This window comes from Kribbella sancticallisti (assembly GCF_039530625.1).
GTDB classification, from domain to species: Bacteria; Actinomycetota; Actinomycetes; order Propionibacteriales; family Kribbellaceae; genus Kribbella; species Kribbella sancticallisti.
The window spans coordinates 677,418-702,767 of record NZ_BAAAOS010000018.1 but is presented as its reverse complement, the minus strand read 5'-3'; the positions used below and the strand labels follow the sequence as shown (position 1 = coordinate 702,767).

Here is a 25,350-nt window from a genome sequence, read left to right as displayed (position 1 = left end):
CCTCCGATGTTTTGTTGTCGTCGTTCAGTTGCGCTCGTTGGTGGCGTCGGCGTCCGGGTCGGCGCTCACGCTCGGATCGTCGCCGGGTCCGATCGGGCCGGCCGCGCGCCGGTCGACCGAAACCCCGGAGCCACCGAGCTCGGCGGCCGCGGCGATGCTGTCCTTGGCGGCCTGTACGACCGCGTCGGCGGTGATGCCGAACTCGTCGTACAGCGTCTTGTAGTCGGCCGATGCACCGAAGTGCTCCAGGCTGACGCTGCGCCCGGCGTCACCGACGACCTCGCGCCAGCCCAGCGACACGCCGGCCTCGACCGAGACGCGAGCCTTGACCGCCGGCGGGATGACCTCGTCGCGGTAGGCGTCGTCCTGCTCGTCGAACCACTCGCGCGACACCATCGACACCACGCGGGCCTGGATGCCCTGCTCGGCCAGCTTGGTCCGCGCCTCGACCGCGAGCTGGAGCTCGGAGCCGGTGCCGATCAGGATGACGTCGGGGGTGCCGTCGGCGTCGATCAGGGTGTAGCCACCCTTCTTGACGTTCTCCGTGGTGGCGAAGCCGTCGGTGCCGCGGGGGAAGGTGGGCACGTTCTGCCGGGTCAGCGCCAGGCCGGCCGGGCGGTCGGTGTGCTCGAGGATCGCGGCCCAGGCGGCGGCGGTCTCGTTCGCGTCACCCGGGCGGACGATGTCGAGGCCCGGGATCGCCCGCAGCGCGGCCAGGTGCTCCACCGGCTGGTGGGTCGGGCCGTCCTCGCCGAGGCCGATCGAGTCGTGCGTCCAGACGTAGGTGACCGGCAGCTTCATCAGCGCGGCCAGCCGGACCGAGGGACGCATGTAGTCGGAGAAGACCAGGAACGTACCGCCGTACGGGCGGGTGCCGCCGTGCAGCACGATGCCGTTCAGTACCGCGCCCATGCCGTGCTCGCGAATGCCGAAGTGCAGCACCCGGCCGTACTCGTTGCCCTGGAAGTCCTTGGTGGAGTGCTCCGCCGGGATGAACGACGGCTCGCCCTTCGGGGTGGTGTTGTTCGAGCCCGCCAGGTCGGCGGAACCGCCCCAGAGCTCGGGGAGCTTCGGCGCCAGGGCGCTGAGCACCTCGCCGGACGCGGCCCGGGTGGCGACACCCTTGGCGTCGGCGTCCCAGGTCGGCAGCGCGTCCGCCCAACCGGCCGGCAGCTCACGCTTCTCCAGCCGGGCGAAGAGCTCGGAGCGCTCGGGGGAGGACTGCTTCCAGGCCTCGAACCCGACAGTCCACTCGTCCTGCAGCTCCTTGCCGCGGCCGAGGGCCTTGCGGGTGTGCTCGATCACCTCGTCGGCGACCTCGAAGTTCTTCTCCGGGTCGAAGCCCAGGATCTTCTTGGTCGCGGCGACCTCTTCGGCGCCGGCGGCCGAGCCGTGGATCTTGCCGGTGTTCTGCTTGTTCGGGGCCGGCCAGCCGATGATCGTGCGCAGCCGGATGAAGCTCGGCTTGTCGGTCACCGCGTTGCCGGCCAGGATCGCGTCGTACAGCGCCTGCACGTCTTCTTCGTAGCCGGTGCCGTCGTTGGTCCAGTCGACCTCGCGGACGTCCCAGCCGTACGCCGCGTAGCGGGCGGCGACGTCCTCGGAGAACGCGATGTTGGTGTCGTCCTCGATCGAGATCTTGTTGTCGTCCCAGATCAGCGTCAGGTTGCCCAGCTGCTGGTGCGCCGCGAGCGAGGAGGCCTCGGAGGAAACGCCCTCCTCCAGGTCGCCGTCGGACGCGATCGCGTAGATGTGGTGGTCGAAGAGGCTCTCGCCCTTCGCAGTCTCGGGGTCGAACAGGCCGCGCTCGCGGCGGGCCGCCATCGCCATGCCGACCGAGTTGCCGACGCCCTGGCCCAGCGGGCCGGTGGTGGTCTCGACACCCTTGGTGTGGCCGTGCTCCGGGTGGCCCGGAGTCAGGCTGCCCCAGGTGCGCAGCGACTGCAGGTCCTCCAGCTCGAGGCCGAACCCGGCCAGGTAGAGCTGGATGTACAGGGTGAGGCTCGAGTGACCCGCGGACAGGACGAACCGGTCGCGGCCGGCCCAGGTCGGGTCCGCCGGGTTGTGCCGCATCACCTTCTGGAACAGCAGGTACGCGGCCGGGGCGAGGCTCATCGCCGTACCGGGGTGGCCGTTGCCGACCTTCTCCACGGCGTCCAGCGCGAGGACCCGCACGGTGTCGACCGCGCGCTTGTCGAGCTCGGTCCAGTCAAGCTTGGGGCTGGTCTTCTCCGTCACGCCGGCGGCGCTCCTCTCGATGGCTTCGAACATCCGTCTGGTTGGCGTTCGAGGGGCCGGCCGGACCAGCTGGTCCACGCCGATCGCGCCCCCGCGCGTCACCGTGAGCGAGCCTACTCGCCCGGCCGTTGTCTGCCTTCCATACCTCGGCAACCGGAACCGGCCTGTCGTTGTTCCCGCCCGGTCCGGACGTCTGGTACATCACATCGGTGCCCCTCCGGCGGGCGTCCATGCAGGTCACCATGACGGTCACCACGAAGGTCCCTGGCAGGTCTCCGGCAGGCCACCGGCGAGTTCGCGGGTGGGTGGTGCGGGATCCTCCTACGGGGCGTCGTAGACTGTCGAACCGTCAGCGCCGGTCCCCGGCGTCAACCCACTCAGTTCGAGGTGTTCGTGACGGCCGTCGACCCGCGTCCAGCCGCGACGACGTCGTACCCGGCGCCGCTGCCGACCGACCCATCCCTCAAGGGTGCCGGCCCATCGGTGCGCGACGTGATCAAGGCGTACGTCGGTCTGATGAAGCCGCGCATCATCGAGCTCCTGCTGATCACCACCGTGCCGGTGATGTTCCTGGCCGCCGGGGGAGTCCCCGGGCTGGGCATCGTCGCCGCCACCCTGGTCGGCGGGATCCTGGCCGCCGGCAGCGCGAACACGATCAACTGCGTGCTCGACCGCGACATCGACGAGCAGATGCGCCGCACCCGTCGCCGCCCGCTCCCGCGGCACGCGGTCAGCCCGCGTTCGGCGACCGTCTTCGGCATCGTCCTGGGCGTACTGGCGACGATCGAGCTCGGGTTGCTGGTCAACTGGCTGTCGTCGCTGCTGGCGCTGGCCGCGAACGCGTTCTACGTGTTCGGCTACACGATGATCCTGAAGCGCCGCACGGTCCAGAACATCGTCTGGGGCGGGATCGCCGGCTGCTTCCCGACCCTGATCGGCTGGACCTCGGTCACCGGCTCGCTGGCGTGGACTCCGCTGGTCCTCTTCGGCGTGGTCTTCTTCTGGACCCCGCCGCACACGTGGGCCCTGGCGATGCGCTACCGCGAGGACTACGCCTCGGTCGACGTCCCGATGCTCCCCGTCGTCGCCACTCCGGTCGCGACGGCCCGCCAGATCCTGGCGTACTCGATCGTCATGGTGATCACCTCGCTGGCTCTGTGGCCGGTGGGCGGCACTGGATGGGTGTACCCGCTGGCCGCGGTGATCCTGGGCGTCGTATTCCTCCGCGAAGCCTTCGCTCTCCTGGCCCGAGCCAACACCGGAGCCGAAGGCCCCGCCCTCCGCCCGATGCGCTTGTTCCACTTCTCGAACATCTACCTGGCCCTGCTCTTCATCGCCGCAGCCATCGACCCGCTCCTGCGCTAGTACGACCCGCTCCTGCGCTGGTACTTCGTACGCGGGGCGGCGGGGGTTGACGCGGGCTTGGGTGCGGGTGGTCGCGGGTAGGGCTGGGGTGGTTCTGCTTGGGTTTGGGGGCGGGTGGTTCGCGGGCTCCGCTGCGTGATGGTGCTGGTCGGGCTGGGGTGGGTCAAGAGCGCCTTCGGCGTCCCTTCGGGATCGAGCGAGCTCGACTCTTGACCCACCCCATCCCGACCAGGGAAGGACGCAGCTACGCGGATCCCGCGGAGGGGTGTGCGCCGGGTCGGGTAAGTCTTCTGGCCGGCCACGTTTGGGGATGAGCCGCCCGGGTGCCTTGGACGTGGGGGTGACCCGGCGTTCGGGGAGGTTGTCCGCCCGGGGCGGGGTACGGCTGCCGTTTGGGGAGGTTCTTCGTCCGGGGTGGGCATTCCTGGCGGTTTGGGGAGGATTTCACGCCCGTTGAGGGGTGCAATCCTCCCCAATCGGCCTCGGTGGGTGCTTTTGGAGCTCAAAGCGCGCGGGAACTGGCCGGACGGGGGCCGGGAGGATCTCCCGGAACTTTGTCGCCATACCTCTGAGCGGCTCCGGGATAGCTGCGTCCTTCCCTGGTCGGGGTGGTGCGGGTCAAGAGTCGGAACTCGTTCCGATCCCGAAGGGACGCCGCAGGCGCTCTTGACGCGCACCGGCCCGACTAGCACCCTCACGCAGCCCGGCGACGCCAACCACCCGCACCTACCTCCCCCGAACGAAGTAAGAAAAGTTTGACACCGAGTCAACCAACCTTTACCTTCAACATGTCAGGTTTCTTTGACATAGAAGAGGGATGAACATGGCGTTCGAAGAGAAGCGCGCATGGGTGATGCTCGTCGTGAGCATCCTGGGGTACGGCGTATACGTCGCGGTGGTGCTGGCACGGGATGGTGCCTTGGCCGACGTGGACTACGCGGCACCCATGCTCTGGAGTATCGGCGCCGCGATCGTGGTGTCGATCGTGCTCAACATCCTGATCTCGATCGTGGCGCCCGAGGGAGCCAACGAGAAGGATCAGCGGGATCGTGAGATCGGGCGGTTCGGGGATTACATCGGGCAGTCGTTCGTGGTGATCGGTGGGGTTTCGGCGTTGCTGATGGCGCTGGCGGAGTGGGACTACTTCTGGATCGCCAACGCGGTCTACCTGGCCTTCGTGCTGTCGGCTGTACTGGGGTCGGTGGCGAAGTTGTTTGCCTACCGGCGGGGGTTCCAGCCGTGGTGAAGCCGACCAGGGTGACGAACTCGATCCGCACGCTGAGGTTCGTCCATGGGGAGATGACGCAGGCCGAGTTGGCCAAGCGGATCGGCGTGACCCGGCAGACGGTGATCGCGATCGAGCAGGGGAAGTACTCGCCCTCGCTCGAGGTGGCGTTCCAGATCGCGAAGGTGTTCGCGGTACCGCTCGATGAAGTGTTCCAGTATCCAGACGGTGGGGGAGAAGCATGAAGGCAATCGCGCAGTACCGGTACGGCGGTGCGGAGACGCTCGAGGTCCGGGAGATCGAGCGGCCGGCGCCGAAGGACGACCAGGTGCTCGTCGAGGTGAAGGCGGCCGGCGTGGACGCCGGAGTGTGGCATCTGATGACCGGGGAGCCCTACCTGATGCGCGTGATCGGCTTCGGTCTCCGGGCACCCAAAACCGCGATCCGCGGCCGCGACCTGGCCGGTCGAGTCGTCGAGGTCGGCGCGAAGGTGACCCGCTTCCAGCCGGGCGACGAGGTGTTCGGTACGGCGGAAGGCACGTTCGCGGAGTACGTCGCGGCCAGGGAGGACCGGCTGACCCACAAACCAGCCGAGGTCAGCTTCGAACAGGCGGCAGCCACCCCGATCTCCGCCGGTACTGCGCTCGGCGCCGTCCGGGGCAAGGTGAAGCCGGGTACCAAGGTTCTGATCACCGGCGCGGCGGGCGGAGTCGGCACCTTCGCGGTCCAGTTGGCCAAGCTGTACGGCGCCGAGGTCACCGGCGTCTGCAGTACTGCGAAGGCCGACCTGGTCGCCGCGCTCGGCGCGGATCACGTGATCGACCACACCCGGGAAGACTTTGCCGACGGCAACCACCAGTACGACGTGATCATCGACACCGCCGGGAGTCGCGATCTCCGGCACGTCCGCAAGGCTCTGACCCCGAAGGGGCGCCTCGTCATCGTCGGCGGCGAACGCGACGGCAAGTGGTTCGGTGTCGGCCGGCCGTTGCGGGCCGCGCTGCTGAACCTGTTCGTCGGCCAGAAGATCGGCGGCATGCTGGCCAAGGAGAGCAGCGCGGAGTTCGAGGAACTCGGCGCGTTGATGGCCGAGGGCAAGATCCGCCCGGCGATCGACCGGACCTTCCAGCTGAGTGAGGCGCCGGACGCGATCCGTTATGTACAAGGCGGAAAAGCCCGCGGCAAGGTCGTGGTGACCCTCTGAGTGTTGACCTGACCGGCTCCGGATGTTGCCATAAGGAGGTCCGTGGGGGGCGGCTCCACGCTGGGGGGACGGAGAAGTAGGGGGCACCTAGTGGGGGTAAGGACAGCTCGAATCGCGGCCGTTTCGGCCGTTGCACTGATCGGTACAGTGCTGGTTGCCGGCCAGGCCGAAGGTACTGGTGGGGGTGGGGGCAGCCTCAAGCCGGTGGTCACCGGCCTGAACGGGCCGCGCGGCGTCGCGGCGTACGACGGCAAGATCGTCTACAGCGTGGGTGACGGCTCCGTGTACGAAGCCTGGGCCTACGGCAAGAACAAGGGGATCAAGAAGCTCGGCACGGTGCCGGGCGGCTTCCCGCCGGCCATCGACACGAACCGCTGGGGCGTCACCTACGCCCTGACCGGTGCGGGTGGTGAGCCCGGGCAGCCAATTCCGCCGGGCGGAGCGACCTTGTTCAGGATGCGGCCCGGCAAGGCGCCGCTGCCGATCGCGAACATCGCGAAGTACCAGGCGAAGGACCCGGATCCGTACAACGTCTCCGAATCGCCGACCGAGACGAACCCGTTCGGTGTGGCGGTGCTGCGAGACGGCACGATCCTGGTGGCCGATGCCGCCAACAACGACCTGCTCCGGGTCTGGCCGAACGGCAAGATCAAGACCGTCGCGCGGCTCAAGCCACGCGTCATCAAGGCACCCTCGAATCTCGGTGGTCAACTGGTGCCGTCCGAAGCTGTCGCCACGTCGGTGACCGTCGGATCAGACGGCTACTACTACGTGGGTGAGCTCCGGGGCTTCCCGGCGACACCTGGTACGTCGCAGATCTGGCGGATCAAGCCGGGTTCGGTCAACGCGGTGTGCGACCCGGTCAAGCCGTACAAGGGCCACTGCCAGCGGTACGCCGACGGCTACACCTCGATCGTCGACCTGGCCGCCGGACCGCGCGGCACGCTCGCCGTGGTCCAGTTGGCCCGCGACAGTTGGCTGGCCTGGGAGATGAGTGGTCAGCCCACGGCAGTCGGCTCGCTCTTCCTGCAGTACCGCGGCAAGTACAACAAGGCCGGCTACAAGAAGGAACTCGTCAGGGGCAAGCTGCAACTGCCCGCCGGCGTGGCCTTCAACAAGTACGGCAGCCTCTTCGTCTCGTCGCCACTGTTCGGCCCGGGCGCCGTCTACAGAGTCAGATAGCGACTCAGGTAGCAGGAGTACCGCGTTCGCCGTACACAGCGGTCACCAAGGCGATCAGTACGGCGGCGAAGAACATATGGATCAGTACTAGCACCCACGGCAGGCCCGTGAAGTACTGAGTGAAGCCGACCGCGCCCTGCAGCAGTTCCACTGCCAGTAGCCAGGCAGCGAGTTGCCGCAGGGCGCGGGAGGTCGCGGTGACGCGGGTAGCGATCACCAGGGCGATCGTGACGCCCAGCAAGCCGAACACCACATCCGCGTGCAACTGACTGATCACTGTTTCGTTGAAACCGTTCCGCCCGGTCTCCGGATCACCCGAGTGCGGACCGGCCCCGGTGACAAGAGTGCCGAGGGCAACAGCCAGCCAGACGGCAACCACACAGGCCGTAGCGAGCGCACGGACCACCGGGGGAGTGTGGGGGTACGGACTGGTTCGTGATCGGCGCATCATTGCGACGGTCAACGTGATGATGATCGGCGACACCAGGAAGTGCGCCGACACGATCCACGGGTTCAACCCGGTCAGCACGCTGACGCCACCGATGATGGCCTGCAGCGGGACGCCCAACGCCGCGGCGGTGGCCAGGCGACGCAGATCCGTACGGCGTGGCCGGTACCGCATCACCACGAGCCAGGTGCAGATCGCGACCGCCGCCACCACGAACCCGAGCAGCCGGTTGCCGAACTCGATCGCGCCGTGCATCCCCAGCTCGCCGTGCGGCACGTACGACGTATCGGTGCACTGCGGCCAGGTCGGACAGCCAAGACCCGACCCGGTGAGCCGCACCAGCCCACCGGTCACCACGATGCCGATGTTGACGACGACCGAGGCCCAGCCCCAGCGTCGGACGACATCCAGGCTCGGCTCTGGCACCAGTCGCCAGAATCCGTTGACGGGTTCGGTTTCGAGGGTCGGGGGCACCGTGGTCACCGGCACACTCTAGAGAAGGTCTCGTTCAGTCCCAGCGGAAGGTCCTGGAGACCAGGTATCCGAGCACGGCGGCCCACAACGCCAGGGACAGTGCAGCGGCCCACGGCACCACTCCTTCCAGGGTGGCGTTCGCCAGCCCATTGGCCAGCGCAGCACTAGGCAGAAGCCGTACTACGCCCTGCAGGCCCTCGGGGTACTCCTCGACCGGCGTCATGATCGCGCCGCCCACCAAGAGCAGCAGGTACAGGAGATTCGCCGCGGCCAGCGTCGCCTCGGCTCGCAGTACTCCGGCCATCAGCAGTCCGAGCGACGCGAAGGCGGCCGTGCCGCACAAGATCATCAGGAGCACGCCGAACACCGCTGCGGCCCCACCGACGGGATTCCAGCCGAGGGCGAACCCAGTAACGATCAGGACGGTCAGTTGGATCACCTGGATCGCGAGAACCGAGCCGATCTTGCCGGCGAGCAACCCGGTCCTGGACAGGGGAGAGGCGCCCAGCCGCTTGATCACGCCGTACCGGCGTTCGAAGCCGGTCGCGATCGCCAGTGAGGTGAACGAGGTCGACAGCACGGCCAGTGCGAGCACGCGCGGCACCGCGAGATCCACAGCAGGCCCGTCACCCAGCGGGAGCCGGTCGCCCAGTCCGGTGCCGCCCAGGAGCAGCAGCAAGCCCAGCGGGATTACCAGAGCGAGCAGTAGCTGCTCGCCGTTCCGCAGGAGCAGCCGGAACTCCATCACCGCATGTGAGAGCACCTTGCGTGGCCAGGGAGCGGAACCCGGGCGCGGGACGTACGTACTACTCATTTGCTCTCCCGCGCCGTCAGCGCCAGGTAGACGTCCTCGAGGGATTTGGCGCCATGCTCCGTCAGTACGTCTGGACTGCCGGAGGCGATCAGTTTGCCGGCGGACACCACGTGCACCTGGTCCGACAGTTGCTCGGCCTCGTCCATCGCGTGAGTGGTGAGCACCACGGTGACGCCGTCGTCGCGCAGGTCCCGGATCAGCTGCCAGATCTCCCGGCGGCCGTGCGGGTCCAGCCCGGTGGTCGGCTCGTCCAGGAACACGACCTCCGGCCGGCCGACGATCGCCAGGGCCAGCGACAGCCGCTGCTTCTGACCACCGGACAGCCGGCGGTACGGCGTCCGCCCGCAGGTGCCGAGGTCCAGCCGCTCGACCAGCGTCGGCAGATCCAGCGGGTGCGAGTGCAGGCTGGCGACGTACCGGAGCATCTCCATCGCGCGGACGCCGGACCAGGCGCCGCCCTCCTGCAGCATCACGCCGATCCGCGGCATCAGCGCGTCGTGGTCCGCGATCGGATCCAGCCCGAGCACCCGGACCTGGCCCGCGTCGGGCCGCCGGAAGCCTTCGCAACTCTCGATCGTCGTCGTCTTCCCGGCGCCGTTGGGGCCGAGCACGGACGTCACTGTTCCGCCGGTTACGGTGAGACTGAGACCGTCGACAGCGGTCTTCTCGCCGTACCGGACGACGAGGCTGTCTATTTCCACCGCGACTGGCACGTACGCAGTCTAAGTGTCCCCTCCGGGGCTTCCTTCGGCACCTGCGACACTGGAAACGCCCCGACGTGACGCTCCTCACGGTCACCCCCGGCGCAGGCGAACCGGTTAGGGCAGCCTTATTTGAAGGGCCCGGTTAATTACGCGACACTGATGTTGTGAAAACTCCTGCGCAGACCGGTCAGGTGCCCTCGGGCACCGCTGTCGCGCGGGACGAGTCCACTCGGGACCGGGTCGTCCGCTCGATCCTGACCAACGGCCCGTCCAGCGCCGCGGTGCTGGCCGAGCGGCTGGAACTGACCCCGGCGGCGGTCCGCCGGCACTTGGACCACCTCCTCGAGGAGGGCGTGGTCGAGAGCCGCGAGGAGCGCGTCTACGGCCCCCGCGGCCGCGGCCGTCCCGCCAAGGTCTTCGTGCTGACCGACACCGGCCGGCACGCCTTCCACCAGGCCTACGACGACCTGGCCGCCACCGCGCTGCGTTACATCGCGGAGGCGGGCGGTGACGAGGCCGTCGTCGCGTTCGCCCGGCAACGGGTGGGCGAGGTGGAGAAGCGGTACCGCCAGATGCTGGAACTGGCGCCCGAGGGCAAGGAGGCGGAGGTGCTCGCCCAGGCGCTGACCGCGGACGGTTACGCCGCCTCCACACTGCAAGCCGGTGCCGGCGCGCAACTGTGCCAGCACCACTGCCCGGTCGCACACGTGGCCGAGCAGTTCCCCCAGCTGTGCGAGGCCGAGACCGAGGTGTTCTCGAGACTCCTCGGCCGGCACGTCCAGCGGCTGGCCACCATCGCCCACGGCGACGGTGTCTGTACTACGCACATCCCCGGCCAGGTAGTCACAGAGCCGGTTTCCTCTGTATCCGACAGCGAATCTGCGAGGACTGCACGATGACGCAAACCGCTCACCCGGAGCTCGAAGGGCTCGGCACGTACAAGTTCGGCTGGTCCGACAGTGACGCCGCCGGTTCCGTCGCCAAGCGTGGCCTCAGCGCCGACGTGGTGCAGGGCATCTCGACGCTGAAGAACGAGCCGGAGTGGATGCTGGACCTGCGGATGAAGGGCCTGAAGCTCTTCGACCGCAAGCCGATGCCGTCGTGGGGTGCGGACCTGTCCGGCATCGACTTCGACAACATCAAGTACTTCGTCCGCTCCACCGAGAAGCAGGCCACCAGCTGGGAAGAGCTTCCCGAGGACATCAAGAACACCTACGACAAGCTCGGCATCCCGGAGGCGGAGAAGCAGCGCCTGGTCGCCGGCGTCGCCGCGCAGTACGAGTCGGAGGTCGTCTACCACCAGATCCGCGAGGACCTGGAGGAGCAGGGCGTCATCTTCCTGGACACCGACACCGGCCTGCGCGAGCACCCGGAGCTGTTCCAGGAGTACTTCGGCTCCGTCATCCCGGTCGGCGACAACAAGTTCGCCGCGCTGAACACGGCGGTCTGGTCCGGCGGCTCGTTCATCTACGTGCCCAAGGGCGTCAAGGTGGACATCCCGCTGCAGGCCTACTTCCGGATCAACACCGAGAACATGGGCCAGTTCGAGCGGACCCTGATCATCGTCGACGAGGACGCCTACGTGCACTACGTCGAGGGCTGCACCGCGCCGATCTACAAGTCGGACTCGCTGCACTCCGCGGTCGTCGAGATCATCGTGAAGAAGGGCGCCCGCTGCCGCTACACGACGATCCAGAACTGGTCGAACAACGTCTACAACCTGGTCACCAAGCGCGCCACCTGCGAAGAGGGCGCGACGATGGAGTGGATCGACGGCAACATCGGTTCCAAGGTGACGATGAAGTACCCGGCCGTGTACCTGATGGGCGAGCACGCCAAGGGCGAGACCCTGTCGGTCGCGTTCGCGGGCGAGGGCCAGCACCAGGACGCCGGCTCCAAGATGGTGCACAACGCGCCGCACACCTCCAGCTCGATCGTGTCGAAGTCGGTGGCCCGCGGTGGCGGCCGGACGTCGTACCGCGGTCTGGTCGAGGTGGCGCCGGGCGCGCACCACAGCAAGTCCACGGTGCGCTGTGACGCGCTGCTGGTCGACACCATCAGCCGTTCGGACACCTACCCCTACGTCGACGTCCGCGAGGACGACGTGGCGATGGGGCACGAGGCGACCGTGTCCAAGGTCAGCGACGACCAGCTCTTCTACCTGATGAGCCGGGGCATGGCCGAGGACGAGGCGATGGCGATGATCGTCCGCGGCTTCATCGAGCCGATCGCCCGCGAGCTCCCGATGGAGTACGCGCTGGAACTGAACCGACTGATCGAGCTGCAGATGGAAGGGGCCGTCGGCTGATGTCAGCCACCGAAACCCTGGTTGCGACCGGTAACCAGGCGCACTCCCACGGGCCGGGCTCCCCGGTGCCGTTGCAGGCCCGCAGCGAGCGGACCACGTCGTACGACGTGGCCGCCTTCCCGGTGCCCAACGGCCGTGAAGAGGAGTGGCGCTTCACCCCGGTCAAGGCCCTCAAGGCGCTGTTCGCCGACGAGGCCGGCACCGAGACCCCGAAGATCGACGCGCACGGCCCCGAGGCCGTCGTCGTCGAGAGCCTCGCCGTCGACGCGGTGAAGGCGCTCGTCCCGCAGGACCGGATCGCCGCCGTCGCCTGGAACCAGGCCGCCGAGGCGCTCGCGGTCCGGATCCCGGTCGAGGCCGAGCTGACCGAGCCCGTGCACGTGAACGTCGCGAGCCTCGGCGGCCGTGGCCACGGTCACCTGGTGATCGAGGCCGGCCGGCACAGCCGCGCGACCGTGATCATCGACCACACGGGCAGCGGCGAGTACGCCGCGAACGTGGAGATCGTCGTCGGTGACGGCGCCGAGCTGCGCGTGGTGTCGATCCAGCAGGGCGACCACGAGTCGATCCACGTCGGTCAGCACGACGCCGTGATCGGCCGCGACGCCAAGCTCAACCACGTCACCGTGACGCTGGGCGGCAAGATCGTCCGGCTCTCCACCAACGTCCGGTACGCCGGTCCGGGTGGCGACGCGAACCTGCTCGGGGTGCTGTTCGCCGAGTCGGGTCAGCACCACGAGAACCGGCTGTTCGTCGACCACGAGGCGACCAACTGCAAGAGCAACGTCCTCTACAAGGGCGCGCTGGCCGGTGACAACGCCCGCTCGGTGTGGATCGGCGACGTGCTGATCCGGGCCGCGGCCGAGGGCACCAGCACCTTCGAGCTGAACCGGAACCTGGTCCTCACCGACGGCGCCCGCGCCGACTCGGTGCCGAACCTGGAGATCGAGACCGGCGAGATCGAGGGCGCCGGGCACGCGTCGGCGACGGGCCGGTTCGACGACGAGCAACTGTTCTACCTGCAGACCCGCGGGATCCCTGAGGACGAGGCACGGCGTCTGGTGGTGTCGGGCTTCTTCAACGACATCATCGGCCGGATCGGCGTCCCCGAGGTCACCGAGCACCTGCACGACGTCATCGAGCAGAAGCTCGCGCGCACGGCCGAGCTGAGCGCCGCGGCGGCCAAGGCCTGAGCATGAGTGACACGTTCGAACGCGCCTGCGCGGTGGCCGACGTTCCCGACGAGGGAGTCGTCGCCACCGAGGTCGGCGGTGTCGAGGTGGCGGTCGTGAAGAGCGAGGGCCAGTACTTCGCCGTCCGCGACGAGTGCTCGCACGCGCAGATCCAGCTGTCCGAGGGCGACGTCGGCGGCTGCGAGATCGAGTGCTGGCTGCACGGCTCCCGGTTCGACCTGCGCACCGGCGAGCCGACCAGCCTGCCGGCGTACGACCCGGTGCCGGTCTACCCGGTGCGCGTAGACGGCGACGATCTGCTGGTCGACGTCAAGAACCCCCTGAACAGCGCCAGTTAACGGCTTCCCAAGCAAACGGAGATAGAAGAACCTCATGGCGACACTCGAGATCCGCGACCTGCACGTGTCGGTCGACACCGAGAACGGCCCGAAGGAGATCCTGCGCGGCGTCGACCTGACCATCGCCGGTGGTCAGACGCACGCGATCATGGGCCCGAACGGTTCCGGCAAGTCCACGCTGGCGTACTCGATCGCCGGCCACCCGAAGTACAACGTCACCAGCGGCACCGTGACGCTCGACGGCGAGGACGTCCTCGCCATGGCCGTCGACGAGCGCGCCCGGGCCGGCCTGTTCCTGGCCATGCAGTACCCGGTCGAGGTCCCCGGCGTATCGGTGTCGAACTTCCTGCGCACCGCCAAGACCGCGATCGACGGCGAGGCGCCGAAGCTGCGGACCTGGGTCAAGGACGTCAACAAGGCGCTGTCCGACCTGGACATGGACGCCGACTTCGGCACCCGCAACGTCAACGAGGGCTTCTCCGGTGGTGAGAAGAAGCGGCACGAGATCGTCCAGCTGGAGCTGCTCGACCCGAAGATCGCGATCCTCGACGAGACCGACTCCGGCCTCGACATCGACGCGCTGAAGATCGTCTCCACCGGCGTCAACCGGTTCGCCGAGCAGGGGGACAAGGGCGTTCTGCTGATCACCCACTACACCCGGATCCTGCGCTACATCAAGCCGGACTTCGTCCACGTCTTCGTCGACGGCAAGGTCGCCGAGGAGGGCGGCCCGGAGCTGGCCGACGAGCTCGAGGCGAACGGCTACGAGCGGTTCCTGAAGACAGGCGCGAAGGCATGACAGAAGCCCGGACCTTCAGCAGTCCCCTGACAGGTTCTTTCGAGAGTCCTCTGGACTGGCAGTCGGTCCGGGCGGACTTCCCGATCCTGTCCCGCGAGCTCTCGGGCGGGTTCCCGCTGGTCTACCTGGATTCGGCCAACTCGTCGCAGAAGCCGCGGCAGGTGGTGAAGGCGATCGAGGAGCACTACCTGCTCCACAACGCCAACGTCGCCCGCGCCATGCACCAGCTCGGCGCGGAGGCCACCGCGGCGTACGAGGGCGGCCGGGACAGGGTCGCGGCCTTCATCGGCGCGCCGAACCGGGACGAGATCGTCTTCACCAAGAACGCCTCCGAGGCGCTCAACCTCGCCGCCCACACGCTCGGTGCGGGCCTGAAGCCGGGGGACGAGGTGGTGATCTCCGAGATGGAGCACCACAGCAACATCGTCCCGTGGCAGCTCGCCTGCGAGCGGACCGGCGCCACGCTGCGCTGGTTCGGCGTCACCGACGAGGGCCGGCTGGACCTGAGCAACCTCGAGGACCTGATCACCGAGCGGACCAAGGTCGTCTCGCTGACCTGGGTCTCGAACGCGCTCGGCACGATCAACCCGATCACCGAGATCGCGACCAAGGCCCACGCGGTCGGCGCGACGGTGGTGGTCGATGCCTCGCAGGCCGTGCCGCAGTTCCCGGTCGATGTCTCGACGCTCGGCGCGGACCTGCTGGCCTTCACCGGTCACAAGGCCGTCGGCCCGACCGGCATCGGCGTGCTCTGGGGCCGCTACGACCTGCTCGCTCAGCTGCCGCCGTTCCTTGGCGGGGGAGAGATGATCGAGGTCGTGCGGATGACCGGTTCGACCTATGCGCCGCCGCCGGCCCGGTTCGAGGCCGGTACGCCGCCGATCGCGCAGGCGGTCGGACTCGGCGCGGCGCTGGACTACCTGGCCGGCATCGGGATGGACAAGGTCGCGGCGCACGAGCAGGCCATCACGGCGTACGCGCTGGAGGGGCTGCAGACCGTGCCGGGGTTGAAGATCCTCGGGCCGACCGACATCGCCGACCGCGGCGGTGCGATCAGCTTCGAGCTCGACGGGGTTCACCCGCACGACGTGGCGACCGTGCTGGACACGCGCGGCATCGCCGTACGGGCCGGGCATCACTGTGCGCGGCCGGTGCACGAGCGGTTCGGCGTCCAGTCCTCGACGCGGGCGTCCTTCTACCTGTACACGACGCCCGAGGAGATCGACGCGCTCGTCGACGGCCTCGGCTTCGTCCGATCGTTCTTCAAGGTGGCTTGACGGCTTATGCAGCTGGATTCGCTGTACCAGGAGATCATCCTGGACCACTACCGCACCCCGCACCACGCGGGCCTGGCGGAGCCGTACGACGTGGAGGTGCACCACGTGAACCCGTCCTGCGGGGACGAGGTCACCCTCCGCGTCGAACTCGACGGCGACACGGTCACCGGGGTGACGCACCACAGCGTCGGCTGCTCGATCAGCCAGGCGGCGACCTCGGTGATGAGCGACCTGGTGATCGGCAAGCCGGTCGCCGACGGAATGGCGACGTACGAGAAGTTCCTGGAACTGATGCAGGGCCGGGGGAATGTCGAGCCGGACGAAGAGGTTCTGGAAGACGGCGTCGCCTTCGCGGGTGTCGCGCAGTTCCCGGCCCGGGTGAAGTGTGCACTGCTGGGCTGGTCGGCTTGGCGTGACGCCACGGCCCAGGCCCTCGCGAAGAAAGAAGGAGCAACCAATGTCTGACCAGACCGAAGAGAAGATCGAGCTGCCCGAGGTCGACCTCGAAGCTGCCAACAAGCCGGCTGGTTCGACCGTTGCCGTCGAGGACGTGACCGAGGCGCTCAAGGACGTCGTCGACCCCGAACTGGGGATCAACGTCGTCGACCTCGGCCTGATCTACGGCGTGACCGTGGACGACACCACCACCGCGATCATCGACATGACGCTGACGTCCGCGGCCTGCCCGCTGACCGACGTGATCGAGGACCAGACCCGGATGGCGCTGGACGGCCTGGTGAACGACTTCCGGATCAACTGGGTCTGGATGCCGCCGTGGGGCCCGGAGAAGATCACCGACGACGGCCGCGACCAACTCCGCGCGCTCGGTTTCAACGTTTAGGTTTCAGCTTCCTGGTAACAGGAGGCGTACACGGAAGCCCGGGTCAGGTGGCCCGGGCTTTCGCATGCGTTAGCGTCGCTGCGTGACTCGCATCGTCTCCATCGGCCCCGAGCGGCTCGAACGCTGGCTGGCCGGCTTCACCGAGCGCCACGGCGTCACCTCGTACGCCGTCACTCCCACGAAGCTGACCGCCTCCGCGGAAGACGGCTCGCTCGCCGAGATCGACGTGCCGTTCGGGCCACTCGAGGACCTCACTCCGGCCGGCCTGGTCGCGCACGTCCTGGCCGACCGCCGCCTCGGAGTACTGCTGGTACGGCGTGGTGGTTACGGCGCGGGTGTCTTCGCGGGCGGGCAGTTGGTGGACTCCAAGGTCGGGTCCCGCCACGTCCAGGGCACCACCAAGGCAGGCGGCTGGTCCCAGCAGCGCTACGCCCGCCGCCGGGACAACCAGGCCCGCGAGGCCTTCGCGGCCGCCACCGAGGTCGCAGTACGGATCCTCGCGCCGGCCCACCTTGATGTCCTCGTCTGCGGCGGCGACCGCAAGGCCATCGACACCGTCCTGGAAGACCCACGACTGAAGGACCTCGTCCCGCTGATCCGCCCACCTTTCCTAGGCGTGGCAGACCCCAAACAGAAGGTCCTCGAACAGGCCGGCGTCGACGCGCGCGCAGTACGCATCGCCATCACCGACCCGCCGGCTCACTCCTCGCCGTAGAGGGAGCGGAAGTCGGAGAGGGTGTCGCGGTAGAACTCGTAGTCCTCGGTCAGCTTGGCACGGGTGAAGAGTTCGGGGTTCAGTTCGCGGGTGCGAACTCCGATCTCGGTCCAGAAGCCCTCGTCGGGGACCACATCCGCGCCGTCCGGCAAGAACTTGAGCGCCTCCGCCAGGGCGTCCCGCGCGAACTCCCAGTTCAGCTCGACCCGGGCCCGATTCTGGCCGGGCTGACCGGTGTACTCGATGTCCGCGTCGAGCGCCCGCTTCGCCCAGACCGAGGCGAACTGCACCCAGAGCCCGGCATCGAGCAGCAGGGAGTTGCCGAGCCCGAAGCGTTCGCCGAGCAGCCTGGCCTCGTCCTCGGTCCGGTAGAGGACCTGGACGTCGCCGTGCGGGGACTGGATGGTCCAGGCCTCCTCGCCCTCGACCAGCGAGGACTCGGGCGCCTCGGTGGCGTCGGGTGCGTCGGACGCGGCCATCGCACTCAGATAGACCCGAGCTTCGGCCAGGGTCCGTGCGGTCAACATCAATTCGCTCCTGTGTCGCGGTAGGCGTCTCTGATCACGAGCAGTCGCTCCAACCGGAACCTATCGGGTCCGGCGGTCCGAACGGCAGCACCCTCGTCGGTCCAGAACGCCTCGGCCGGAACCGCGTCGGTGCCGGGTGGGACGAACTTGAGGACTTCCTCGACGGCGGCGCGCGCGATCCGCAGTACGACGGTTGCCTCGTCGCGGTCCTCGGGCACCGACTCGGCCGACCGATCCGCGACCTGCAGCCACTGCCCGGCGTCCAGCAGTTCCGACGGCTCGGGTCCGCCGAAGTTCGGGAACGGGCCGGCCGTCTCGTGCTCGGGCAGGCCGAACAGGTACTCCCGCTCGGCCTGGCAGCCGGAGCAGATCCCGTAGTAGCTGCTCACCAGTTCGCCGTCCTCGTCGGACAGCCCCTGCTCCCACGGCGTGTCGATGGAGCCGCAGTCCGGGCATGGCTGCAGGTCGAGGTACAGCAGGGCCTCGTCGTCGGTCCGTGCGATCGAGTACTTCGGGTCGTAGTCGCTCACGGGACCACCAGTCCGGAGCCGTGCTTGCTCTTGGTCTGGCGCGTGGATGTCGTCTTCGCGCCGTCCGGGCTTGTCCGGGCAGTGGTCGCGCGGCCTGCGGACAGCGAGTGGTCCAGCTCGGTGAGTGCCGCGGCCGGAATGCCGTTTTTCTGCAGGGCTTTGACGACGGTGCCGGTGAAGCGGCCGTTGTCGCCGCCCGCGTCGTACAGCTTGCGCAGATCGACGCGCCCCTCGGCCAGCAGGGCCAGTTGCGGATGCAGCGTGGCGAAGGCGGCCGCGTAGCCGGCGTTGGTGTCGCCTCGACCGTTGGCCGGAGTGTTTCCGGTCATCGTGCCGTTCGGCAACGCGGTGTACGTCTGCTTGCTGCCGTCCTGCTGGTGCATCGTCAGGACCACCGCGACGCGCTCCTTCCGCGCCTGCGCCAGCGCCTCCACCATCGGCCGGTAGGGGTGGAACTCGTCCTGACCGGCCTCGTTGCGGACCACCTCGTGCGCGCTGACCCGGCGCTCGGGCACCCGCTTCTTCGTGGCCGCGGCGATCCGTTCGGGATCCCAGTTGCCCAGGGGAGCCAGGCCGGCCTCCATCCGGGCCCGCATCTCGTCGTACTCGTGCCGGAACATGGTCAGGGTCGCGACCCCGCTGGCTGCCTTCTCGACCGTGCTCTCCTTGTCCACCGTCGGCTGGTTGTTCCGGTCGAATTTGAGCCGCCGCATGTCGAGGTGGAAGTCGACCCGCATCTCCACCGTCACGACGGGCGCGGAGGCCATCATGCTGGTCTCGTTGCGGTTGCCGGTGGTGTCGGAGTCCTTCTCGGTCACCTGTTCGCCGGTGGAGACGCTCGCCTTCAGGTCGGTGGTCGCGTCGGAGGCGCCGACGGTCTGGCTCGTCGGCAGCTTCCGGGTGCTCTTGTTGGTGGTCTGGGTGATGCCCTGCTGACGGTTGATGTCACCCATCTGGACCTTGTCGTCGTTCTCCGGGTCCGAGATCAGCCGCAGCCCGGACAGTTCCGCGCGCAGCCGGGTCGACACCGCCCGCGAGCCGTGGCCTGGGACCGGCAGGGGAGTGGTCCACGGTCCAGCGCCGTCCCCGGCCCGCTCGAAGGCGACCCGGCGGGTGGCGGCCGAGAACTGCTTCCTGATCGCGCCCTTGTGCATCGTGACGCCGGCCTGCGTGAGCATCCCGCGGGACTGCAGCCCACCACAGGCGGACTTGATCAGTTCGTCGTCCTCGTCGAGGTCCTGGGCGGTCCGAGCCTCGGCGGGCCGCTGGCCGTCGGCGTCGTGCAGTTCGATGCCGCGCAGGAAGTAGTAGCTCGGCAGCGGCACCGACCGGTGGTCCTGGGGCAGGTCGGCGATCGGCGGCGGGTTGATGTCGGACGCGGGCACGAGCAGCGTCATCTTCCCGGAGGCGACCCGGCGGTGCGGTGGCTCCTGCTTCTCCGGGTTGCGCAGCTTGTCGACTGTCTGCGCCAGCCGCCCCTTCGTCTCCGCGCCGAGGCCGGGAGTCTCCTGCACGTCGATGACCAGGTGGAAGTCCCGCTCGACACGTTTCGTCTTCAGCCACAGGGCCCGGCTCATCCGGGTGTTCTGCTCGACGCTGGTCGCGGTCGTCGAGGTACTGAGCTCCGTGCTCAGGCTCGCCGAGCCGACTCCGCCGTCGGTCATCCCGCCGCCGACGTTCCCGCCGTACCCGATCGTCGACGTACGGCTGCGGCCTTCCTCGGTGTAGTCGTAGCCCTGGTGGATCGTGAAGGCGTTCTCGGTCTTGCCCGCCGCCGGATCGTCGGGCGCGCCGTCGGTCGTGGGCGGGCCGTCGTACACGATCCGGACCCGGACCTGCAGGTTCCTCGGCGCGGGCACACCGGGACCCCCGGCACCGAACGGGTAGTCGAGCGTGAAGCCCGCCGGATCGAGGATGTCGTCCATGTGACCGCGCTGCCGCAGGCCGGCCAGGTCGCTGCGCAGGGCCGCGGTGACCGCCGGATCGTTCAGCGCGTCGGGGACGCGTTCGCCGATCGCCGCCTGCACCTCCCGGAGCATGTCGGTCTCGTTGTTCGAGGTGTCCTTGTAGCTGTCCCGGTCGATCAGCGCGGCGCCCATCGTGGTCCGGTAGTGGTCCGGCAGCCGCACTGCCACCCGCTCGCCGGCGAGCTCCTCGGCCTTGGCGGCGAGCTCGTCGAACTCCTGTGGCGCGCCGGCCGGAGTCGGCACCTTGACCACACTGCGGAGCTTGTCCGCGAGCATCTCGTCGGTGTGGGTCGGGGCCAGGCCGTCGGTACTGCCCGCCTTCTCGACCTGGTAGCGACGGATCATCGTGACGGCGGTCCGCCGGTCCAGGCTGAGCGTGCCGTCCTGGAGCCGCTGGTAGGCATCGGCGACCTTGGCCAGCGGTAGGTCGAGCTTCTTGCGGCCGTAGAGCTGGAGCGCGTCGCGCTCCGGCAGCGTGAGCATGATCGCGCCGGTGTCGAGTTCCACCTTCTTGGATCCCTGACCGGGGTGGGGTGGGGTCAGAGTTTGCACAGCGAGGCCGGCCGCCTTGATCTCCGCCTCCAGGACCAGGTCGCCGACGAACTGGTAGTGCTGGCCGTCCTTGATGTTCAGCCGTTCGACGCCGCTGATGGCGGTCTGGGTGGCCGAGCTGGACCGGCTGCCGGAGCGACTCACGCCGGCGGAGGCGTTCCACCCGTCACCGGACGTCTCCGTCTCCCCGCTGCCACCGCCGATCCCGGCGTTGTTGCCGGTCGACGTACCGCTGGTGAAGCTGGAACTGCCGAGGGTCAGGTTGATGTCGCCAATCACGGGATGCCCGCTGCCGACGTACCGGAGGTTCTCCACCCGTGTGGTCAGGCCGACGCTCGCCTGCCGGGGCGCGAGGCCGCGTTGCGCCACAGTCTGTGCGGGGCCCGAGGCGGCCGGGCTGATCGCGAACTGCGTCTTGTACTCCGAGGTCATCATCTCGGGGTGTGAGCTGAGATTCCGCACGTTCATGAAGGCGGTCAGGTGATGCAGCGCCGCCGAGTCCGCCCTGGCGGCGGCCGGAAGCTCGGCGGTCAGGCGGTTCAGCGCGTTGCCGACGTCGACGTGTTGCCAGGTCGCGGTCTGCAGCAGGCCGGGTGGCACCTTGCCGGCGATCGCCATCTGCTGCGGCTCGCCGCGATCACAGAGTTCGCTGTCGATCGAGATCCGGGCGCTGCCGTGTTCTTCGACCAGCGGCTCGGAGTCACCGCCGGCGTGGATCTCCCGGATCGTGATCGTGTGCGGTACTTCGAACTCCGCCAGCGGCGCCGTGCTCTCCGTCAGCGAGACGCCGTTGACCGTGCTGCCGGTCGCCCACCCCAGGTATCGGCCGAGGGAGGACCGCCCGTAGCTCGGTCCGATCTCCGGTACACCGCCGGCCTGACCGGCATCCGGCTTGTTGCTGAAGCCGAACTTGGCTGACCACGGCAGGCCCTTCGACCGGCCGCGGGACCGGACAGTCGTGTTCGACCCGATGTGTAGGTTTGTGGCCGTCTGCGACTTGTTGAGGCCGAGCAGCCTCGCCTGGTCGTGGTGCTGGGTGATCTCGACCCGGTAGCTCCGCAGCTCCGGTGAGCGCCCGGTGTGGTGCTTGGTCAGGGCGAAGGCGATGCCGCCCTGGGCACCGGCGTCGAGGCCGGTCTCGAGCCGATGCCTGGCCAGTTGCTGCCCGACCCGCTCGAGGTTCTGCAACTGACTCGCCACCAGCGCCGGGTCCTTGCCCGCCAGCCCGGCGAGCACCGGCCGGAAGTTGGCATCGAGCGGCGGCACCATCTCCTCGTCGCTCAACTGGCGGACGAACGTCTGGAAGGCGGGATCCGCACCCTTGAACTGCTGCACCAGGGCCGGTCCCGCTCCGCGCAGTTGTCCCTTGCCGTTCCCTTGCCAGACAGGGAGTTTCAGGTTCTCAGTGGTCGGCTCGGGGTCGCCACGCAGCAGCGTCCGGCCATCGAGCCCCTGCTGCGGCCGGCCGTCCGCATCGAGCCGCAGCGTGTCCTTCGGGACCGGCGCGCCGAACCGGAACAGGTCATTCGCGGGCGCCCGCAGTACCAGCTTGCCGCCGCCGTCGACCGAGAACGACTCGTCCCGGTCGAGCCGGTGGAAGGTGAGCCGGTCGACCCGCTCGAACTCCATCCCGACCGATTCCTCGGTCCGCTGCACGCTCGGGTGGATCGCGACGTCGCTGGTGTTCAGGCTGTCTTCGCGGGAGACGTTGCGGCCGCCCTTGACGGACGGCCCGAAGTCGATCGTGGAGCTGCCGAGGTCGCTGAGCGCAGTACCGGGGTAGCCGAGGGTGGCGGCAGCGGAGCTGGAGCTGCCGAACGACTGGCCTCCGGACGCACCGGAGAAGCCGACCCGGAGCCGCTCGATCTTGTGGTCGGGCGAGCTGTCGCTGAGCAGCCTGGCGGACTTGGGCACCAGGAAGGTCTCGTACTGCGCGTACGCGATCGGCCGGCCGCCGTTGGTGATCAGCCGACCGATCCCGCCCGGCCTGGCCGCCTCGTCGAGTCGCGCCGGCGCGTCTTCGGTCAGCAGGCCGCGGAGCTGGTCGTAGCCGACCCGGTCCAGCCCACCGAGCCTGGCGTTCAGGCCGGCCGCGCCCTCGCGCGCCAGCTCGCCGAGACCGTCCATCCGGGACACGACGCCTTCCGGCATCCTGTTGTCGAGCTCGCCCTCCAGCCCGGCCTGGAAGATGTCGATCTGGTCCGCCGGCGGCGGCACCGTGTACGTGTGGCCGTAACCCACGTCCAGGTGGGCGGCGTCCTCCGGGTCGCCGGTGGCGACGACCGTGGTGTCCGACCACGGATCCAGCGCGGAGGTGCGCTTCTGCCAGGCCCAGCTCGGTGTCTCGGAGCGGAAGTGCATGATCTCGCCGTTGAGCACCTCGACCGCACCACCGAGCCCGTACTCCGTCGCGGTGCTGCTCACCGCGTGGCTATGCCCGACGGCGAACTCCAGGCCGGGGGAGACGACCTCCGCGGTCGCCTTGAGCGCGCTCGAGTCGGGGAACCCGGCCGTCAGCGTCTTCAGGCTGCCGCCACCGCTGTGGTTGATCGTGTCCGTCGCCGAGGTCGACAGGTTGAAGCCACCCTGGTCCAGCTGCCCGAACTGTCCCTCGTCGAAGCTGATCGGCGAGTCCAGGACTTCGCGCAGCTCGCCCGGCCGCAAGTTGATCTTGTACTGCGTGAGCTCGGTGACGTCGGCGTCCGGGTTGTTCCCGACTGTCACCACCACCCCGTCCGGGGACAGAATCCGCCGAGTCTCCGCCCGCAACCGCCGATGCAGTACCTCAGGCGTGAACCGGTACGGGTTCTTGTCCGCCGCCAGGTCCTCGTTCAGGTCCCGGCAGAGCGCGGTCAGGTGGGGGAGCCGGCCGCGGGTGACCACGGTGTGCTGGATGTCCTTCGACGGCAGAGTCGCCGCCACACCCGCCTGGTACGCCTCGACCTTCTCCGCAGCCGCCTGCGCGAGTGCGGCCACCTCGGGCCCCGGCTGCTCGCCAGCAGCCTCCACCGCGTCCAGCTTGGCGAGGAGCGTCTGGTAGGCCTGTCCAGCCTCCTTCGCCTGCCCGGCTGCGTGCTCGCAAGCGGCAGCGATCGCGGTGTGACGCTCGGCGGTGGCCAGCGACTTGGTCGCAGCCACCCGGAGCTTGCGACCCCGCTCAGGCGCGGCCGAGTCCTTGCGAGCCTCCTCCGTCTCGGCTTCCTCGACGGACTTGGTCGAGGCGGCCACTGCCTCGGTCGCACTGGTACGCCGAGCCGCTGCCCGTGTCTCCTGGTCGGTAGCAGCCTTCTCGAGCCCAGTGATCTCACCAAGGACCTGCTGCCGGAGGTGGGCGGTCGTGTTCACCGCAGGGACAGCGGACGCCGTCCGGTCCGGTGCCACCACATGACGAGCCTCCTCCGACCAGGGCAGGGCCGGGACGGGCTGACCCTTGCGCTGGATCGTGGCGGCCACGCTCTGCAGGTCTTGCTCGATGCGGGCACTGCTGGCCGGATCAGCCTGGAGTTGTGCCTCCCGCCAATTCCTCGTCAGCATCCGGAACTCGTCGTACTGCGCTGTCGCGTCCCGGCGCCCAGGGAAGCCGCCGAACGCCGACCGGAATCGCTCGATCGGACCCGACGGCGTGATGGCCCGGGCGTTGAGTTGGTGCACCAGTCCGCTGGCCTGGTTCGTCCAGACCCGGCGGAGTTGGCTGGGGTCGAGTTCGCGGTCGATGCGTAGTACGTGGGGGTCGGCCTGGCTGCCGGCGCGAAGGGACATCGTGGCGACCAGGCCCGAGGGCGGCTCGCCTGAATCGAGGCGCACGTGCTGAGGGCCGTGCGGAGTCGAGATCACGCCGACACGCGGGCGGTCGATCAACCGCATCGGGTCGGTCAACCCGCCGGGCAGATCACTCGGCTGGACCTCCAGCAGTCCGGCGAGGACCTCGTCGTCGCTGAGCCGGATGTCCGCGGCGTGCGCGCCAGGCGGAGTACGGCCGTCCGGTCCGAGTCCCGCCACGGCTGGGGTGTCGACTCTGCGGTTTGCCTCGGTCCGCCGATGCTTGTTGCCCACTCGGTGGCGGGTGGCGCGCCGTACGGTCGTCGGCTGCTCCGGAGCGGCGAGGTGGCTGACCACCTGCGCTTCGCGGCGGATGTCGGCCGCGGCCTGCGCTGTGTCCGCCACCAGCGGCGGCAATTCGCGGGCGCGATCGGCGACCCGCGCAGCGGCCAGGCGCTGCGCCGCCACGTCGGTGGTGAGCCGATTGCCTTCCAGGACGTTCCGCAGCATCGTCTGCGCCTCGGCCCGAGTCTCGGCCGGCAGGTTCGGCACGTCGAGGAAGTTGTCGAGCGCAACGGTCGCGCCGTCGACGGGCGACGAACCACCGCGGGCGTGGTCGATCTCGGCGCCGAGGAAGGCCACGGCCTCGGCGAGCAGCCGCTCGTCGGACAGCTGCTCGGCCGCCCGCACGGCCAGGCGCTCGTCCAGCCGCTGCATCGCCTCCCGCGAGAGCACGTCGCTGGAGGTCGTCAGCCGGACCCGGCCGTCCTCCAGCGCGATCGCCCCGGGCGCGACCACCCCGAGCGCGACCCCGAGGGCCGCCCGGGCCCGGAGCTCCGCCGGCCCCGCCTGGGCAGGCGTACTCATCGGATCATGTCCTTCGGCAAACC

The 25,350-nt window shown here is 68.9% G+C and carries 21 protein-coding genes; 14 read left to right on the top strand and 7 right to left on the bottom strand.

Going from position 1 to position 25,350, the window contains the following annotated elements; all coding sequences use genetic code 11:
• Positions 1-24: 24 nt before the first annotated feature.
• Complete coding sequence (gene tkt / locus ABD255_RS13685; RefSeq protein ID WP_344213877.1) at positions 25-2,271, bottom strand: transketolase; 2,247 nt, start codon at positions 2,269-2,271, stop codon at positions 25-27.
• Between the two features lie 354 nt (positions 2,272-2,625).
• Between tkt and ABD255_RS13680 the strand changes: the two genes are divergently transcribed.
• The 5 genes from ABD255_RS13680 (at position 2,626) to ABD255_RS13660 (ending at position 7,214) form a co-directional block, all read left to right on the top strand.
• A complete protein-coding gene (locus tag ABD255_RS13680; RefSeq protein ID WP_425554410.1) occupies positions 2,626-3,603 on the top strand; it encodes a heme o synthase in 978 nt (325 codons plus the stop codon).
• An 823-nt stretch (positions 3,604-4,426) separates the two neighbouring features.
• Positions 4,427-4,849 carry a hypothetical protein gene (locus tag ABD255_RS13675; RefSeq protein ID WP_344213590.1) on the top strand — a complete coding sequence of 141 codons (423 nt, stop codon included), beginning with the start codon at positions 4,427-4,429 and terminating at the stop codon, positions 4,847-4,849.
• The gene (locus tag ABD255_RS13670) at positions 4,843-5,073 is read left to right on the top strand and encodes a helix-turn-helix transcriptional regulator (protein ID WP_425554409.1); all 231 of its coding nucleotides are present in this window, start codon (positions 4,843-4,845) and stop codon (positions 5,071-5,073) included. Before ABD255_RS13675 ends, ABD255_RS13670 begins: the two co-directional genes overlap by 7 nt.
• Positions 5,070-6,032, top strand: a complete 963-nt coding sequence (locus ABD255_RS13665) for an NAD(P)-dependent alcohol dehydrogenase (RefSeq protein WP_344213588.1) — start codon at positions 5,070-5,072, stop codon at positions 6,030-6,032. The genes ABD255_RS13670 and ABD255_RS13665 overlap by 4 nt, the downstream gene beginning before the upstream one ends.
• 204 nt (positions 6,033-6,236) lie before the next feature.
• Positions 6,237-7,214 (top strand): ScyD/ScyE family protein, encoded by a 978-nt coding sequence (locus tag ABD255_RS13660; protein ID WP_344213586.1) that lies wholly within the window; start codon positions 6,237-6,239, stop codon positions 7,212-7,214.
• 4 nt (positions 7,215-7,218) lie between these two features.
• On the opposite strand, the gene ABD255_RS13655 is transcribed toward ABD255_RS13660, so the two are convergent.
• From ABD255_RS13655 to ABD255_RS13645, 3 genes are read right to left on the bottom strand one after another with little or no spacing between them, the layout of a single operon-like run.
• A complete protein-coding gene (locus tag ABD255_RS13655; protein ID WP_344213584.1) occupies positions 7,219-8,145 on the bottom strand; it encodes a COX15/CtaA family protein in 927 nt (308 codons plus the stop codon).
• 25 nt (positions 8,146-8,170) lie between these two features.
• A complete protein-coding gene (locus ABD255_RS13650; protein ID WP_344213582.1) occupies positions 8,171-8,950 on the bottom strand; it encodes an ABC transporter permease in 780 nt (259 codons plus the stop codon).
• Positions 8,947-9,663, bottom strand: coding sequence for an ABC transporter ATP-binding protein (locus ABD255_RS13645; protein ID WP_344213580.1), 717 nt, complete (start codon positions 9,661-9,663; stop codon positions 8,947-8,949). The genes ABD255_RS13650 and ABD255_RS13645 overlap by 4 nt, the downstream gene beginning before the upstream one ends.
• Before the next feature lie 182 nt (positions 9,664-9,845).
• Here ABD255_RS13645 and ABD255_RS13640 point away from each other — a divergent pair, with 182 nt between their 5' ends.
• The 9 genes from ABD255_RS13640 (at position 9,846) to ABD255_RS13600 (ending at position 17,125) form a co-directional block, all read left to right on the top strand.
• Positions 9,846-10,553, top strand: coding sequence for a helix-turn-helix transcriptional regulator (locus ABD255_RS13640; protein WP_344213872.1), 708 nt, complete (start codon positions 9,846-9,848; stop codon positions 10,551-10,553).
• The gene (sufB, locus tag ABD255_RS13635; protein WP_344213578.1) at positions 10,550-11,962 is read left to right on the top strand and encodes a Fe-S cluster assembly protein SufB; all 1,413 of its coding nucleotides are present in this window, start codon (positions 10,550-10,552) and stop codon (positions 11,960-11,962) included. The genes ABD255_RS13640 and sufB overlap by 4 nt, the downstream gene beginning before the upstream one ends.
• The gene (gene sufD / locus ABD255_RS13630; protein ID WP_344213576.1) at positions 11,962-13,155 is read left to right on the top strand and encodes a Fe-S cluster assembly protein SufD; all 1,194 of its coding nucleotides are present in this window, start codon (positions 11,962-11,964) and stop codon (positions 13,153-13,155) included. The genes sufB and sufD overlap by 1 nt, the downstream gene beginning before the upstream one ends.
• A 2-nt stretch (positions 13,156-13,157) precedes the next feature.
• Positions 13,158-13,493: a non-heme iron oxygenase ferredoxin subunit gene (locus tag ABD255_RS13625; protein WP_344213574.1), complete on the top strand. Its 336-nt coding sequence runs from the start codon at positions 13,158-13,160 to the stop codon at positions 13,491-13,493.
• A 34-nt stretch (positions 13,494-13,527) separates the two neighbouring features.
• Positions 13,528-14,292, top strand: a complete 765-nt coding sequence (gene sufC / locus ABD255_RS13620; RefSeq protein WP_344213572.1) for a Fe-S cluster assembly ATPase SufC — start codon at positions 13,528-13,530, stop codon at positions 14,290-14,292.
• Positions 14,289-15,569, top strand: a complete 1,281-nt coding sequence (locus ABD255_RS13615; protein ID WP_344213571.1) for a cysteine desulfurase — start codon at positions 14,289-14,291, stop codon at positions 15,567-15,569. The genes sufC and ABD255_RS13615 overlap by 4 nt, the downstream gene beginning before the upstream one ends.
• Before the next feature lie 6 nt (positions 15,570-15,575).
• Positions 15,576-16,034, top strand: coding sequence for a Fe-S cluster assembly sulfur transfer protein SufU (sufU, locus tag ABD255_RS13610; protein WP_344213569.1), 459 nt, complete (start codon positions 15,576-15,578; stop codon positions 16,032-16,034).
• Positions 16,027-16,410: a metal-sulfur cluster assembly factor gene (locus ABD255_RS13605; protein ID WP_344213567.1), complete on the top strand. Its 384-nt coding sequence runs from the start codon at positions 16,027-16,029 to the stop codon at positions 16,408-16,410. Before sufU ends, ABD255_RS13605 begins: the two co-directional genes overlap by 8 nt.
• 82 nt (positions 16,411-16,492) lie before the next feature.
• On the top strand, positions 16,493-17,125 hold the full coding sequence (locus ABD255_RS13600) for an acVLRF1 family peptidyl-tRNA hydrolase (protein ID WP_344213565.1): 633 nt from the start codon (positions 16,493-16,495) through the stop codon (positions 17,123-17,125).
• Here the strand turns inward: ABD255_RS13600 and ABD255_RS13595 are convergent.
• From ABD255_RS13595 to ABD255_RS13585, 3 genes are read right to left on the bottom strand one after another with little or no spacing between them, the layout of a single operon-like run.
• Positions 17,110-17,652: a hypothetical protein gene (locus tag ABD255_RS13595; RefSeq protein WP_344213563.1), complete on the bottom strand. Its 543-nt coding sequence runs from the start codon at positions 17,650-17,652 to the stop codon at positions 17,110-17,112. The two genes, ABD255_RS13600 and ABD255_RS13595, sit on opposite strands and share 16 nt — an antisense overlap.
• Positions 17,652-18,182 (bottom strand): hypothetical protein, encoded by a 531-nt coding sequence (locus ABD255_RS13590; RefSeq protein ID WP_344213561.1) that lies wholly within the window; start codon positions 18,180-18,182, stop codon positions 17,652-17,654. The genes ABD255_RS13595 and ABD255_RS13590 overlap by 1 nt, the downstream gene beginning before the upstream one ends.
• Positions 18,179-25,327 (bottom strand): hypothetical protein, encoded by a 7,149-nt coding sequence (locus ABD255_RS13585; RefSeq protein ID WP_344213559.1) that lies wholly within the window; start codon positions 25,325-25,327, stop codon positions 18,179-18,181. Before ABD255_RS13585 ends, ABD255_RS13590 begins: the two co-directional genes overlap by 4 nt.
• Positions 25,328-25,350 lie beyond the last annotated feature (23 nt).